At 65.8% G+C, this 13,223-nt stretch carries 12 protein-coding genes; 10 read left to right on the top strand and 2 right to left on the bottom strand.

The features are described from left to right. Positions 1-14: 14 nt before the first annotated feature. The 6 genes from urtB (at position 15) to M9H71_RS19475 (ending at position 5,406) form a co-directional block, all read left to right on the top strand. Positions 15-941 (top strand): urea ABC transporter permease subunit UrtB, encoded by a 927-nt coding sequence (gene urtB / locus M9H71_RS19450; protein ID WP_455406572.1) that lies wholly within the window; start codon positions 15-17, stop codon positions 939-941. Between the two features lie 14 nt (positions 942-955). Then, entirely contained in the window at positions 956-2,104 is a 1,149-nt protein-coding gene (gene urtC / locus M9H71_RS19455) for an urea ABC transporter permease subunit UrtC (protein ID WP_455406573.1), read from the top strand. A gap of 10 nt (positions 2,105-2,114) precedes the next feature. Beyond that, positions 2,115-2,870, top strand: coding sequence for an urea ABC transporter ATP-binding protein UrtD (urtD, locus tag M9H71_RS19460; RefSeq protein WP_164602394.1), 756 nt, complete (start codon positions 2,115-2,117; stop codon positions 2,868-2,870). An 11-nt stretch (positions 2,871-2,881) separates the two neighbouring features. Then, positions 2,882-3,571: an urea ABC transporter ATP-binding subunit UrtE gene (gene urtE, locus M9H71_RS19465; RefSeq protein ID WP_455406574.1), complete on the top strand. Its 690-nt coding sequence runs from the start codon at positions 2,882-2,884 to the stop codon at positions 3,569-3,571. A 35-nt stretch (positions 3,572-3,606) separates the two neighbouring features. After that, positions 3,607-4,836 carry a formamidase gene (fmdA, locus tag M9H71_RS19470; RefSeq protein WP_455406575.1) on the top strand — a complete coding sequence of 410 codons (1,230 nt, stop codon included), beginning with the start codon at positions 3,607-3,609 and terminating at the stop codon, positions 4,834-4,836. A gap of 225 nt (positions 4,837-5,061) precedes the next feature. After that, on the top strand, positions 5,062-5,406 hold the full coding sequence (locus M9H71_RS19475; protein ID WP_455406576.1) for an FmdB family zinc ribbon protein: 345 nt from the start codon (positions 5,062-5,064) through the stop codon (positions 5,404-5,406). A 115-nt stretch (positions 5,407-5,521) separates the two neighbouring features. On the opposite strand, the gene cobS is transcribed toward M9H71_RS19475, so the two are convergent. Beyond that, the gene (gene cobS, locus M9H71_RS19480; RefSeq protein WP_455406577.1) at positions 5,522-6,319 is read right to left on the bottom strand and encodes an adenosylcobinamide-GDP ribazoletransferase; all 798 of its coding nucleotides are present in this window, start codon (positions 6,317-6,319) and stop codon (positions 5,522-5,524) included. Between the two features lie 246 nt (positions 6,320-6,565). Between cobS and M9H71_RS19485 the strand changes: the two genes are divergently transcribed. From M9H71_RS19485 to M9H71_RS19500, 4 genes are all read left to right on the top strand, one after another. After that, positions 6,566-6,922: a hypothetical protein gene (locus M9H71_RS19485; protein WP_455406578.1), complete on the top strand. Its 357-nt coding sequence runs from the start codon at positions 6,566-6,568 to the stop codon at positions 6,920-6,922. A 251-nt stretch (positions 6,923-7,173) separates the two neighbouring features. Beyond that, positions 7,174-9,918, top strand: a complete 2,745-nt coding sequence (locus M9H71_RS19490) for a cation-transporting P-type ATPase (RefSeq protein WP_455406579.1) — start codon at positions 7,174-7,176, stop codon at positions 9,916-9,918. Between the two features lie 50 nt (positions 9,919-9,968). Further along, positions 9,969-10,877: a universal stress protein gene (locus tag M9H71_RS19495; RefSeq protein ID WP_455406580.1), complete on the top strand. Its 909-nt coding sequence runs from the start codon at positions 9,969-9,971 to the stop codon at positions 10,875-10,877. 96 nt (positions 10,878-10,973) lie between these two features. Then, positions 10,974-12,569, top strand: a complete 1,596-nt coding sequence (locus tag M9H71_RS19500; protein ID WP_455406581.1) for an FAD-binding oxidoreductase — start codon at positions 10,974-10,976, stop codon at positions 12,567-12,569. Here the strand turns inward: M9H71_RS19500 and M9H71_RS19505 are convergent. Continuing rightward, positions 12,541-13,119 (bottom strand): hypothetical protein, encoded by a 579-nt coding sequence (locus M9H71_RS19505; protein ID WP_455406582.1) that lies wholly within the window; start codon positions 13,117-13,119, stop codon positions 12,541-12,543. The genes M9H71_RS19500 and M9H71_RS19505 overlap by 29 nt on opposite strands. Positions 13,120-13,223: the final 104 nt, after the last annotated feature.

Consider the following 13,223-nt stretch of genomic DNA (forward strand, 5'->3'; position numbering starts at 1 on the left):
CAGGGAAGCGAATCATGTTCGGCGACTACTCGTTAGGCGATCTCGGCGCGATCTTCGCGATGCAGGGCTTCGCGGGACTCATTCTGTTTTCCGTCTACGTGCTGATGGCGCTCGGGCTGGCGATCATCTTCGGCCAGATGGGCGTCATCAACATGGCGCACGGCGAGTTCATGATCCTGGGCGCCTACGTCACCTGGATGACGTCGAACTTCTTCCAATCCTATCTGCCGTCGCTGTTCGCGGGCTACTTCTTCCTTGCGATGATCCTGGCGTTTCTCGCCTCCGGGGCGCTGGGGATGCTGGTGGAGTGGGCGCTGATCCGCCACCTCTACAAGCGGCCGCTCGACACTCTGCTGGCGACCTGGGGGCTGTCGCTGATCCTGCAGCAGGCCTATCGGTCGATCTTCGGCGCCCGCGAGGTCGGCGTTGAGCTGCCGCAATGGATGCTCGGCTCCAAGCAGGTCACCGACACCATCGAAATTCCGATCAACGGCATGTTCGTGATGGCGCTCACCGTGCTGATCACTCTCGCCGTGTCCTACGTGTTGTTCTGGTCGCGTTGGGGCCGTCAGGTTCGCGCGGTGGTGCAGAACCGGGTGATGGCCGGCGCCGTCGGTATCAACACCGAGAAGGTCGACCGCTACACGTTCGGCCTCGGCTGCGGCATCGCCGGCATCGCAGGCTCGGCCTTCACCATGATCGGCTCGACCGGGCCGACCTCCGGCCAGCTCTACATCGTCGACACCTTCCTGGTCGTGGTGTTCGGCGGCGCCGCCAGCCTGTTCGGCACCATCGCGTCCGCCTTCAGCATCTCGCAGGCGCAGTCGACCATGGAGTTCTTCATGTCCGGCTCGATGGCCAAGGTGCTGACCCTGCTCGCCATCGTCGCGATCCTGATGGTGCGGCCGCAAGGTCTGTTCGCCCTCAAGGTCCGCAAGTAACAGGAGCAACCGTCATGGAAAGCCCACGCTTTCTCAGTCGCACCGATCTGCTCGGTCTCGCCGCGCTCGCCTTGCTGCTGGTGGTGATCCTGCCGCTGTCCTTGGACGTGTTTCGCCTCAACCTGGTCGCGAAGTACCTGACTTACGCCTTCGTCGCGCTCGGGCTGGTGCTGTGCTGGGGCTTCGGCGGCATTCTCAGCCTGGGCCAGGGGGTGTTCTTCGGTCTCGGCGGCTACTGCATGGCGATGTATCTCAAGCTGGAGGCCTCCAGCGTCGAGAACACCAAGATCCAGTCGACCCCGGGCATCCCGGATTTCATGGACTGGAATCAGATCACCCACATCCCGTGGTTCTGGCAACCGTTCCACAGCCTCACCCTGACGGTGATCGCCATTCTGGTGGTGCCCGCGGTGTTCGCCTTCCTGGTCGGCGCGGCGATGTTCAAGCGGCGGGTCGGCGGCGTCTACTTCGCGATCATCACCCAGGCGATCGCCGCGATCATGACCATCCTGATCATCGGCCAGCAGGGCTACACCGGCGGCATCAACGGCATCACCGATCTGCGCACGCTGAAGGGCTGGGACATCCGTCCCGACCACGCCAAGGTGGTGCTGTACTTCGTCGAAGTCGCGTTCCTGTTCGGCTGCATCCTGCTGGCGCTGTTCGTGCGGCATTCCAAGCTCGGCCGCATCCTGGTGGCGATGCGCGAGAAGGAGGACCGGGTGCGGTTCTCCGGCTACAGCGTCGCCAACTTCAAGATCTTCGCGTTCTGTCTCGCGGCGATGTTCGCGGCGGTCGGCGGCGCGATGTTCACCCTCAATGTCGGGTTCATGTCGCCGTCCTTCGTCGGCATCGTGCCGTCGATCGAGATGGTGATCTACACCGCGGTCGGCGGCCGATTGTCGATTTTCGGCGCCGTCTACGGCGCTCTGCTCGTCAACTTCGCCAAGACCAGCCTATCGGAATCCTTCCCGCAGCTCTGGCTGTTCGGTCTCGGCGCGCTGTTCATCGCCGTGGTGCTGATCTTCCCGAACGGTCTGGCGGGGATCTGGCGCGACTACGTCCAGCCGCTGTTCGCCAAGCTGCTCGACAGGCGCAAGCCCGGACCGGATCACAATGGCGGCACGCTCGGCCCGGTCGCCGATGGCGCTCCGGCGGAATGAGGAGGGGATCATGCTGATCGGCCATCAACAACCCGACTTCCTGCTGGCGGTAGAAGGACTCACCGTCTCGTTCGACGGCTTCAAAGCGGTGAACGACCTGTCGTTCTACGTCGAAGAGAACGAGATCCGCGTGATCATCGGCCCGAACGGCGCCGGCAAGACCACGGTGCTGGATCTGATCTGCGGCAAGACCAAAGCAACCGCCGGTGCGATTCACTTCCGCGGCAAGGATCTCACCAAGATGAAGGAGAACCAGATCGTCCAGGCCGGGGTGGGGCGCAAGTTCCAGACGCCGTCGATCTACGAAGACCTCACGGTGTTCGAGAATCTGGAGATCTCCTATCCGCAGGGGCGCTCGGTGTTCGGCGCGCTGTCGTTCCAGCGCACGCCGGCGGTGCGCGAGCGGGTCGAAGAAGTCGCAGAGGCGATCTTCCTGAAGGACAAGCTCGGGATGAGCGCCGATCTGCTCAGCCACGGACAGAAGCAGTGGCTCGAGATCGGCATGCTGCTGATCCAGGACCCGGATCTGTTGATGCTCGACGAGCCGGTCGCCGGCATGAGCGTGTCCGAGCGGATCAAGACCGCCGAGCTCCTGCACACCATCATCAAGGACCGCTCAGTGCTGGTGATCGAGCACGACATGAAGTTCGTCGAAGACATCGCCCACAAGGTCACGGTGCTGCACCAGGGCCAGATCCTGTCGGAAGGCACGATGGAGACGGTCAAGAACGATCCCAAGGTCATCGAAGTCTATCTGGGTCACTAGAGGAGGCGGACATGCTTGCTATCAACGATCTGCACGTCGCCTATGGCCAGAGCGAGGTGTTGCACGGGCTCAATATCGACGTCGCGCCGAACGAGATCGTCGCGATCATGGGCCGCAACGGCATGGGCAAGACCACGCTGATGAAGTCGCTGATGGGCATCATCCCGCAGCGCAAGGGCTCGATCGCTATGAACGGCGTCGAGCTCGGCGGCCTCAAGAGCTACGAGCGCGTCGCCAAGGGGCTGGCTTACGTGCCGCAGGGCCGGATGATCTTCTCCACCATGACGGTGAAGGAGAACATCGAGACCGGGCTGGCGGCCTCCGGCGATAGTGAAGTCCCGGCCGATATCTACGAGCTGTTCCCGGTGCTGCTCGAAATGAAGGGGCGTCGCGGCGGCAATCTGTCGGGCGGCCAGCAGCAACAACTGGCGATCGCGCGTGCGCTCGCCACCAGGCCGAAGGTGCTGCTGCTCGACGAGCCGACCGAAGGCATTCAGCCGTCGATCATTCGCGAGATGGCGCGCACGTTGAAGCGTATTCGCGACAGCCGCGGCCTGTCGATCATCGTCTCCGAACAGGTGCTGAGCTTTGCGCTCGACGTCGCAGATCGGGTGCTGGTCATCGAAAACGGCGAAATCGTTCGCGACGAGCCGCGCGCTGGCGTCGATGAGGCGCAGGTCGCGAAATATCTGTCCGTCTAATTCTCCACCGTCCACTGGTCACAAGGGAGCTTCCGATGCCAGAGACACTGATCAAGGTCGATCTCACGCAATCCGCTTACGACAACGAGATGGTCCACAATCGCTGGCATCCGGACATTCCGATGGCCGCGTGGGTCAATCCCGGCGACGATTTCATCGTCGAGACCTATGATTGGACCGGCGGTTTCATCAAGAACAACGACTCCGCCGACGACGTTCGCGACATCGATCTGTCGATCGTGCACTTCCTGTCCGGCCCGATCGGCGTGAAGGGCGCCGAGCCCGGCGACCTGCTGGTCGTCGACTTGCTCGACGTCGGCCCGATGAAGGAGAGCCTGTGGGGCTTCAACGGCTTCTTCTCCAAGCAGAACGGCGGCGGATTCCTCACCGACCATTTTCCGCTGGCGCAGAAGTCGATCTGGGACTTCAAGGGCATGTATACCAGCTCGCGCCACATCCCGGGCGTGAGCTTTGCCGGCCTGATCCATCCCGGCCTGATCGGCTGTCTGCCCGATCCGAAGCTGCTGTCGGCGTGGAACGAGCGCGAGACCGCACTGATCGCCACCAACCCGACCCGCGTGCCTGGCCTTGCCAACCCGCCATTCGCGCCGACCGCCCACATGGGCAAGCTGACCGGCGATGCCAAGGCCAAGGCCGGTGCGGAAGGCGCCCGCACCGTGCCGCCGCGCGAGCACGGCGGCAACTGCGACATCAAGGACCTGTCGCGCGGTTCGAAGATCTACTTCCCGGTCTATGTGCCGGGTGGCGGCCTGTCGATGGGCGATTTGCACTTCAGCCAGGGTGACGGCGAGATCACCTTCTGCGGCGCGATCGAGATGGCCGGCTGGCTGCACATCAAGGTCGACATCATCAAGGACGGTGTGTCGAAATACGGCATCAGGAACCCGATCTTCAAGCCGTCGCCGGTGACGCCGAACTACAAGGACTATCTGATCTTCGAAGGCATCTCGGTCGACGAGCAGGGCCAGCAGCACTACCTCGACGTCACTGTGGCGTATCGCCAGGCGTGCTTGAACGCGATCGAGTATCTGAAGAAGTTCGGTTACTCCGGTGCCCAGGCCTATTCGATCCTCGGCACCGCGCCGGTACAGGGCCATATCTCGGGCGTCGTCGACGTGCCGAACGCCTGCGCCACGCTGTGGCTACCCACCGAGATCTTCGACTTCGACATGATGCCGACCTCGGCCGGCCCGGTGAAGGCGATCAAGGGCGGCATCGACATGCCGATCTCGCCGGACAAGTAACAAGGTCCGTCATCGCGAGGGAAGCGAAGCAACCCAGCCCGGTGCACTGAGCCGTGGATTGCTTCGTCGCGGAGCCTGTACTCGGACGACGCGAAGCGTCGATCCGGGTGCTCCTCGCAATGACGGCAAAGGTTCCCTGCGCGACGGGGAGCGGGACGGGGCGTATTTTCCGCCCCGCTCCCATCGCACAGGTCCGGACAAATCGTCAGCGCAAGGGAAACGACGATGCCTGTTTATGAATATATGTGCGACGCCTGCGGGCCGTTCACTGATCTGCGGCCAATGGCCGAATGCGACGATCCGCAGCTCTGCCCGAGCTGCGCAACCTCGTCGCGGCGGGTGATCCTCACCGCGCCGAACTTCTCCTGCATGCCAGCTGCGAGCCGGGCCGCACACGCCACCAACGAGAAGAGCCGCAACGCGCCGATGAGCGTCGGCGAATACAAGGCCAAGCACGCGCCGGGCTGTGGGTGCTGTTCGGGCATCAAGAAGCCGGCACGGCTGCAGTCCCGCACCAAGAGCGGCGCCAAAGGATTCCCCACAGCACGGCCGTGGATGATCAGCCACTGATGACTGCCCCGTCATTGCGAGCGAAGCGAAGCAATCCAGGAGTCGGTACACCGAGCTTCTGGATTGCTTCGTCGCTTTGCTCCTCGCAATGACGGAGGGGAGTTGAGCGACTGAACTATCCGGCGATCACCGCCGCGACGCCGAGCAGAAAGCCGACCTCGAACAACTGCTCGCTGGCGCCGAGCACGTCCCCGGTGTAGCCGCCGATCAGGCGCTTGGCCCAGCCGGCCATCGCGGCGGCAAGCGCGGAGCCGGCCGCAAGGCCGATCACCAGCGCGATCGGCGACACCAGGAGCAGCGGTAGCGCACCGAGCGCGACCACGACTGCGCCGAGCACCAGTTCGTCCTTGCGCAGCGTGGTGTCGGCGTAGCTCGCCTTCATCGCCGCGGTGTTGCCGGCGTAGCTCATCCGATGCGCCACCAGGCAGGAAGCGCCGCGCGACGCCGCGTGGCAGGCGACCAGAGCGGCCAGCGCTGCCCACAGCGGCAGCAGCGCCAGCGCCGCGACCCGCAGCGCGACCCCGATGCCGAGTGCGAGTGCGCCGTAGGTGCCGATTCGGCTGTCCTTCATGATTTCGAGCCGGCGCTCGACGGTCCAGCCGCCGCCGAACGCATCGAAGGTGTCGGCGAGCCCGTCCTCGTGGAAGGCGCCGGTCAGTGCGATCGAGGCGGTGACCGCGAACAGCGCGCCGAGCGTCGGCCCGAACAGCGAGGTGCCGACAATCATCGCCGCCGCCGACACCACGCCGATGCCGACTCCGACCACCGGAAAGAACGTCATCGCCCGCATCAGCCAGTCCGGCTCGGGGGCGCGTTCGGCGTCCGGCACCGGCAGGATGGTCAGGAAGCGTAGCGCGTCGAGCAACTGCGCCCGTGTCGGCGTCGGCCGCGAGAGGTGAGGGGAGTCGGTCATGGATCTGCCTTTGTGGAAGCCGCCGTACTGCGCGCCCCTGCGGTTGCGGTCAAGCGCCCGCGCGTGGGCCGCGGCTGTTGCTGCGCAGTGCCTTGGTGCCTGGTTGCCGTCTACTGCGACCTTCCGCCGGCTGTGACGACCCGCCGCAGCCAAACGGCTAACCCCTTGATAGAGGTCAATGTGACGGCCGGACGCCGGCAGCTACCCTTTGTCAGTCTCGATCCAGATGGGGTACGCTGCGCGATAATGCGTTGTGAACGAAACAGCGACGGCCGGACGTCCTCCGCAGCACTACGCCTGTGGCTCGGAGCGTTGATTTGCGCCTGCGTGTTCGCGGTGCTCGTTCTCGGCAACGCCCCGGTCGCTTTGGCCGACACTGGGCCGCAGGCACAGCTTGCATTCGTCAAGACGCCGCTGCCGGTGCCGCCGCTGAACCTCAGCGACGATCCGGAGATCATGACCACGGACAGCGCCAGTGCTGTGATGCCGTTGTCGTTCAGAACTGCCGATTGTCATCCATCGACCCGCGTGCGCCTGCCGCTGGCCGAACCGATGTTCGATCGCAGCGAGCCTCCGCAGCTTCGGCCACCGATCGCCGCCTAGTCGGCCGCGATCTCGTCTGCCGCCGTGATCACCAACGTGCGAGCCGTCGCCCGGCGGCACAAGGCGCCATGACGCGCCCTGCCTGATCGACGTGCGCCAGACGAAGCTCCGGCTTCGCTCGGTTCTCAACACATCGCGCTGTGCGCCCGATCCGGTCTGGATCGGACGAAGCCGAGGCCATCGACTCCCAAGCTGGGTGTCCTGTCTCCGGCCGCAGAATTCCTTCCGAGTCTTCGACGCCGAGACATGACATGACCGAACTTCTGCAAGCCGACATCAAGGGCCCGAACGATCAGGCCGCCGAGGAGATGTGGCACGCGGTCGATGCCGACCGCGTCCTCACCGCTCTTGCCACCAGCCGCGGCGGCCTCGGCACCGATGAGGCCAAGCGTCGGCTGCAGAGCTACGGGCCGAACGCGCTGCCGGAACCGCGGCGGCGTTTGGCGATTCTGCGGTTTCTGGCGCAGTTCAACAACACGCTGATCTACTTCCTGCTGGCGGCTGCCGTTGCCGCCGCGTTCCTCGGCCATCAGATCGACGCCGCGGTGATCGTCGCGGTGGTGACGATCAACGCCATCGTCGGCTACATCCAGGAAGACAAGGCCGAGAAGGCGCTGGCGGCGATCAAGAAGATGATCTCGCCGCGCGCCCATGCCTGGCGCGACGGTCACCGCATCGTTGTGCCGGCCGAGGAGCTGGTGCCCGGCGACGTGGTGATGATCGAGGCCGGCGATCGCGTACCGGCGGATCTGCGCCTCACCCGCGCCCGCGGCCTGTTGATCGACGAGGCGATGCTGACCGGTGAGTCGGTCGCCTCCGAAAAGCACGACCAGCCGGCAGCGCCCGATGCGCCGCTCGGTGATCGGCTGTGCATGGCGTTCTCCGGCACGCTGGTGTCGGCGGGCCAGGGCTTCGGCGTCGTGGTCGCCACCGGGGCCCGCACCGAGATCGGGCGCATCAGCACGATGATTCAGGGCGTCGAGCAGCTCACCACGCCGCTGCTGGCGCAGATCAACACGTTCGGCGAACGCTTCACCTGGGTGGCGATCTCGGCCGCTGCCGCGATCTTCGCCTTCGCCACGCTGGTGCGCGACTATGCCTGGCCGGACGCGCTGATCGCCGTGGTGGCGCTCGCGGTCGGCGTGGTGCCGGAGGGGCTGCCGGCGGTGATCACTATCACGCTGGCGATCGGCGTGCAGCGAATGGCGCGACGCAACGCCATCATCCGCCGCCTGCCGGCGGTGGAGACGCTCGGCGCCACCTCGGTGATCTGCTCCGACAAGACCGGTACGCTGACCCGCAACGAGATGACCGCCCGCCGCATCGTCACCGCCGACCACACCATCCTGGTCAGCGGCTCCGGCTATGTGCCGAAGGGCGAACTGACGGTCGACGGCCGCGCGGCTCCCGAAGCGGTGACGTCGGCGACCCAACTGATCCGCTCCGCGCTGCTGTGCAACGACGCGCAGCTTCGCCAGGTCGATGGCCACTACGTCGTCGATGGCGATCCGATGGAGGGTGCGCTGGTCGCGCTCGCGATCAAGGCCGGGCTCGATCCGGAAGGCGAGCGCGCAGCGTGGAAGCGCTCCGATGAAATTCCGTTCGATGCCCAGCATCGCTTCATGGCGACCCGCCACGCTACCGAATCCGGCGCGCAGGTGATCTTCGTCAAGGGCGCGCCGGAACGGCTGCTGGGCATGTGCGCCACCCAGGTCGGTCCGGGCGGCGCGCTGCATCCGATCGATCCCGAATTCTGGACCGCGCAGATTGCGCGCGCCGCGGCCGAAGGCGAGCGCGTGCTCGGCTTCGCGCTGCGCTCGCCGGCGCGCCCGTCCGATCAGCTCGGCTTCGCCGATCTCGACGAAGGGCTGTCGTTCATGGGGATCGTCGGCTTCATCGATCCGCCGCGAGATGAAGTGATCCGGGCGATCGCCGAATGCCGCTCCGCCGGCATCGTCGTCAAGATGATCACCGGCGACCACGCCGCGACCGCTGAGGCGATCGCGCGGCAACTCAATCTGACCGATCATCCCGACGTCGTCACCGGCGCCGAGCTCGACCGCACCCCGGATTCCGCGTTCGTCGAACTGGCCCGCCGCACCGACGTGTTCGCCCGCACCAATCCGGAGCACAAGCTGCGGATCGTCCAGGCGCTGCAGTCGACCGGCGCGGTGGTGGCGATGACCGGCGACGGCGTTAACGACGCACCGGCGCTGAAGCAGGCCGATGTCGGTATTGCAATGGGCCACAAGGGCACTGAGACCGCCAAGGAAGCGTCCCAGGTGGTGCTGCTCGACGACAATTTCGTCTCGATCGTCGCCGCCGTGCAGGAAGGCCGCACGGTCTACGACAACATCCGCAAAGTCATCGCCTGGACCATCCCGACCAATGGCGGCGAGGTGTTCACCGTCATCATGGCGATCCTGATCGGCTTCACCATGCCGATGACGCCGGTCCAGATCCTGTGGATCAACCTGATCCTCACCGTCACGCTCGGCCTGGTGTTGGCGTTCGAGCCGCCGGAGCCCGGCGTGATGAAGCGCCCGCCGCGGCCCGCGCATGCGCCGCTGCTGTCGCGCTTCCTGGTGTGGCGGATCTTCTTCGTCTCGTTCCTGTTCACCGCAGGGGCACTGGCGATCTTCTTCTTTGCGCTCGGCAAGGGGCTGCCGCTCGAGACCGCGCGCACCATGGTGGTCAACGTGATCGTGGTGTTCGAGATATTCTATCTGTTCAACGTCCGCTACCTGCACACCAGCTCGATCTCGCTGCGCGGCGCGCTCGGCACCGTGCCGGTGCTGGCGGCGCTGGTAGTGGTGGTCGCCGCCCAGCTCGCCTTTACCTACATGCCGGTGATGCAGGCGCTGTTCGATACCACGCCGCTGTCGCTGGTCGACGGCGCGGTGGTGATCGGCGCCGGCGTGGTGCTGATGATCGTGCTCGAGCTGGAGAAGCTGGTGATGCGCAGAATCGGCGCGTTGCGCCGTCTCGAGCCGTAACCGGCGTCATTGCGTCGTCGCACCCACTCATCCCAACGACGAGGTTCATGATGAACGAACTGCCCCGTCCCGATTCCATGTCCGGCCTGAAGGTGGTGCTCGCCGCCACGGATTTCTCGGCGCGCTCCGAACGCGCGGTGCGCCGCGCCGCGGCGCTCGCCCGGCAGAGCGGCGCGCGGCTGGTGATCACCCATGTGGTCGACGACGACCAGCCCGAACACATCGTCGCGGTGGAGGTCGAACTCGCCGAGACCGCGCTTGCGGACGCAATCCGCGAGCACGGCCATCTGGCCGGCCTGGACTGCACGCCGCTGGTAGTGCTGGGCACGCCATTCGACGCCATCGTCCGGGCCACGCAACAGCAGGGCGCCGATCTGTGCGTCGTCGGCAGTCACCGCCGCGCGTTCCTGCGCGACATCTTTGCGGGCACGACCGCCGAACGGGTGATCCGTAACAGTTCGGTGCCGGTGCTGATGGCCAATGTCGATCCGGCACTGCCTTATGCGAAGAGCCTGGCGCCTGTCGATTTGAGCGAATGCTCGGCCCAGGCGCTCGCCACTGCGCGCCGGCTCGGCCTGCTGCAGCGCACGCGCCTGATCGTCATGCACGTCTATGACGCTGCCGCGGCCGGGATGCTGAATTATGCCGGCGTCGACAAGGCCAGCCTCGACGATTACTTGGTCGACACCCGTACCGACGCGGTGCGCGATCTGGTGCGGTTCCTCGAACCGCTGCGGCTGGACGACGTCGACTATTCGACCGTGGTCAGAGAAGGCGCCGCCCCTGCGACCGATATCATTGAGGCCGCCACCGAGCTGCGGCCCGACCTGGTGGTGATCGGCACACATGCGCGGCGTGGTGCGGTGCGGTTATTGCTGAGCAGCGTGACCGAGGAGGTGCTGCGCCGACTGCAGCGCGATATCCTGGTGGTGCCGGTTCGCGATAGTACCACGGGGTAATGCGAGCCGGCTTGCCGGCCTCGGTATTGCCCGCCACACTACCCGCCGATCGGCGCGGCATCGGAACCTCGCCGGCAAACAACCGGGAGGTCGACGATGGGCGCGCGGCTGAAGCATTACGGCTGGGGGCGGGAAGGCGAAGGCATGACCGAGGCTGAGCAGGCTTTCGTGCTCGGCCGTTATCAGGCGAAGTTCGGCCGCGACAGTTTCGAGACCGTCGAGGTCGCCAAGCTCGACGATATCACGCTACACGAACCGCGGATCGTGCCGCCGAAGTCGCTCTCGGAAATCTGCGCGGTCGACGCGTATCACCGTGCCGCCCATGCCTACGGCAAATCCTATCCGGACTACGTCCGCGGTATGCTCGGCGATTACGACGCGGCGCCCGATGTCGTCGCCTATCCGCGCAACGAGGCGGAGATCGCCGCGGTGATGGATTGGGCCGGTGGCGCCGGGGCGGCGCTGACGCCGTTCGGCGGCGGCTCGTCGGTGTGCGGCGGCGTCGAATGTCGGGTCGACGGCAGCCCGTACAAGGCGGCGGTGACGCTGGATCTGCGCCATCTCGGCCAAGTGCTGGAGGTCGATGCCACCTCGCGCGCAGCGCTGATCGAGGGTGGCGCGTTCGGCCCGGCGCTGGAGGCGCAGCTCAAGCCGCACAATGTCACGCTGCGGCACTTTCCGCAGAGCTTCGAATATTCCACGCTCGGGGGCTGGATCGCGACCCGCTCCGGCGGTCACTTCGCCAGTCTCTACACCCACATCGACGATTTCGTCGAAAGCCTCCGCGTTGTGACGCCGCGCGGCGTGGTCGAAACGCGGCGGCTGCCGGGCTCCGGCGCCGGCCCAAGCCCGGACCGGATGTTCATCGGCTCCGAAGGCATCCTGGGTGTGATCTCGGCGGCCTGGATGCGGCTGCAGGCACGCCCCACGTTTCGTGCCGGCGCTTCGGTGCGCTTCTCGAGCTTCTTCGCCGCGGCGCGCGCGGTTCGCGCGGTAGCGCAGGCCGGGCTCTATCCGTCGAACTGCCGTATCCTGGATCCGCAGGAAGCGTACAACACCGGCGCGGCCGACGGCAGCGTTGCCATCATGGTGTTGGCGTTCGAGAGCGGCGATCACCCGGTCGAGCCGTGGATGGCGCGGGCGCTCGAATGCTGCGCCGACCATGGCGGCACCAAGGAGGAGGCCGAGGCGTCGTCGGCGCATCTCGAAGGTGCCGCCGGGCTGTGGCGCAACGCCTTCATCCGGATGCCTTACGCGCGCGAATTCCTCACCCCCGCCGGACTGATCAACGACACCTTCGAGACCGCGATCACCTGGGAGCGGTTCGAGAGCTTCCACGACAGCGTCAAGGCTGCCACCGAGCAGGCGATCCTGGACGCGACCGGAGTCAAGGGCGAAGTCACCTGCCGCTTCACTCATGTTTATCCGGACGGGCCGGCGCCGTATTTCTCGTTTCATGCGCTCGGCCAGCACGGCGCGCTGCTCGAGCAATGGCAGGCGATCAAGGATGCGGCTAGCGATGCGCTGATTGCAGCCGGCGGCACCATCACGCACCATCACGCCGTCGGGCGCGATCACCGCAAATGGTACGACCGCCAGCGCCCGCCGCTGTTCGCCGGCGCGCTGCGCGCGGTCAAGCGCGAGCTCGATCCGGCCGCGATGCTCAATCCGGGAGTGCTGATCGATCCGTAGCACGGCGCTGCGGGGTACCGGGGGCGACCGGCCGCTGGGCGGCAGGGTCGTCGGGCGGCAACACATCAGTCGCGCGGCGGCGCGGCAGATCGACCCGCGCCGCAACGAATTCCGGCGGCCCTTCGGTCAGTCGCGCGACTCGTCGGTCGCGCTCTTCGAGCGGCGCCTCCGGATCGATCAGCGCGTAAATCTGCGATGTCGCCAGTTCGAATGCGCGGTCGGGTGCAATCGGCTGCGAGGGGCGTGCGCCCCGTGCCGCATTGAGGCCGATCTCGATCAACCGGCCGAGCGCTTCGGCCCGCGACACCCGCCACTGCGACGCCCATCGATCGACCGTCGCCAGCGTCGCATCGTCGAGCGTGACCGCATGTGAACTTCCGCCCGCCGTCACAACAGACGGCGCGGTCACAGATGATGAGTCGTTCGTGGGCATCGTTGCCGGCGCGATATCGTCGCTCATGGCTTCAGCACTAAACGATCGAGGGAGGCTCCGAAAGCCGAACTTGCGGCTCGATGGCCGTCTACGTAATCGGCTCAGGCTGGGCGCCAATCGTTACCGCTTTACTAACACCAATAAGCACAATCCTGCAGGGGGCTTAGGCAAATTTTAAGCCGGACCACCTAGGTTATTCTTGTGAGTTGAGTGCTTTGCGA

Source organism: Rhodopseudomonas parapalustris, assembly GCF_053772255.1.

Excerpts from the sequence above, each read along its gene's own strand:
- urtB (WP_455406572.1), top strand. The coding sequence starts at position 15 with ATGTTCGGCGACTACTCGTTAGGCGATCTCGGCGCGATCTTCGCGATG.
- urtC (WP_455406573.1), top strand. The coding sequence starts at position 956 with ATGGAAAGCCCACGCTTTCTCAGTCGCACCGATCTGCTCGGTCTCGCC.
- urtD (WP_164602394.1), top strand. The coding sequence starts at position 2,115 with ATGCTGATCGGCCATCAACAACCCGACTTCCTGCTGGCGGTAGAAGGA.
- urtE (WP_455406574.1), top strand. The coding sequence starts at position 2,882 with ATGCTTGCTATCAACGATCTGCACGTCGCCTATGGCCAGAGCGAGGTG.
- fmdA (WP_455406575.1), top strand. The coding sequence starts at position 3,607 with ATGCCAGAGACACTGATCAAGGTCGATCTCACGCAATCCGCTTACGAC.
- M9H71_RS19475 (WP_455406576.1), top strand. The coding sequence starts at position 5,062 with ATGCCTGTTTATGAATATATGTGCGACGCCTGCGGGCCGTTCACTGAT.
- cobS (WP_455406577.1), bottom strand. The coding sequence starts at position 6,319 with ATGACCGACTCCCCTCACCTCTCGCGGCCGACGCCGACACGGGCGCAG.
- M9H71_RS19485 (WP_455406578.1), top strand. The coding sequence starts at position 6,566 with ATGCGTTGTGAACGAAACAGCGACGGCCGGACGTCCTCCGCAGCACTA.
- M9H71_RS19490 (WP_455406579.1), top strand. The coding sequence starts at position 7,174 with ATGACCGAACTTCTGCAAGCCGACATCAAGGGCCCGAACGATCAGGCC.
- M9H71_RS19495 (WP_455406580.1), top strand. The coding sequence starts at position 9,969 with ATGAACGAACTGCCCCGTCCCGATTCCATGTCCGGCCTGAAGGTGGTG.
- M9H71_RS19500 (WP_455406581.1), top strand. The coding sequence starts at position 10,974 with ATGGGCGCGCGGCTGAAGCATTACGGCTGGGGGCGGGAAGGCGAAGGC.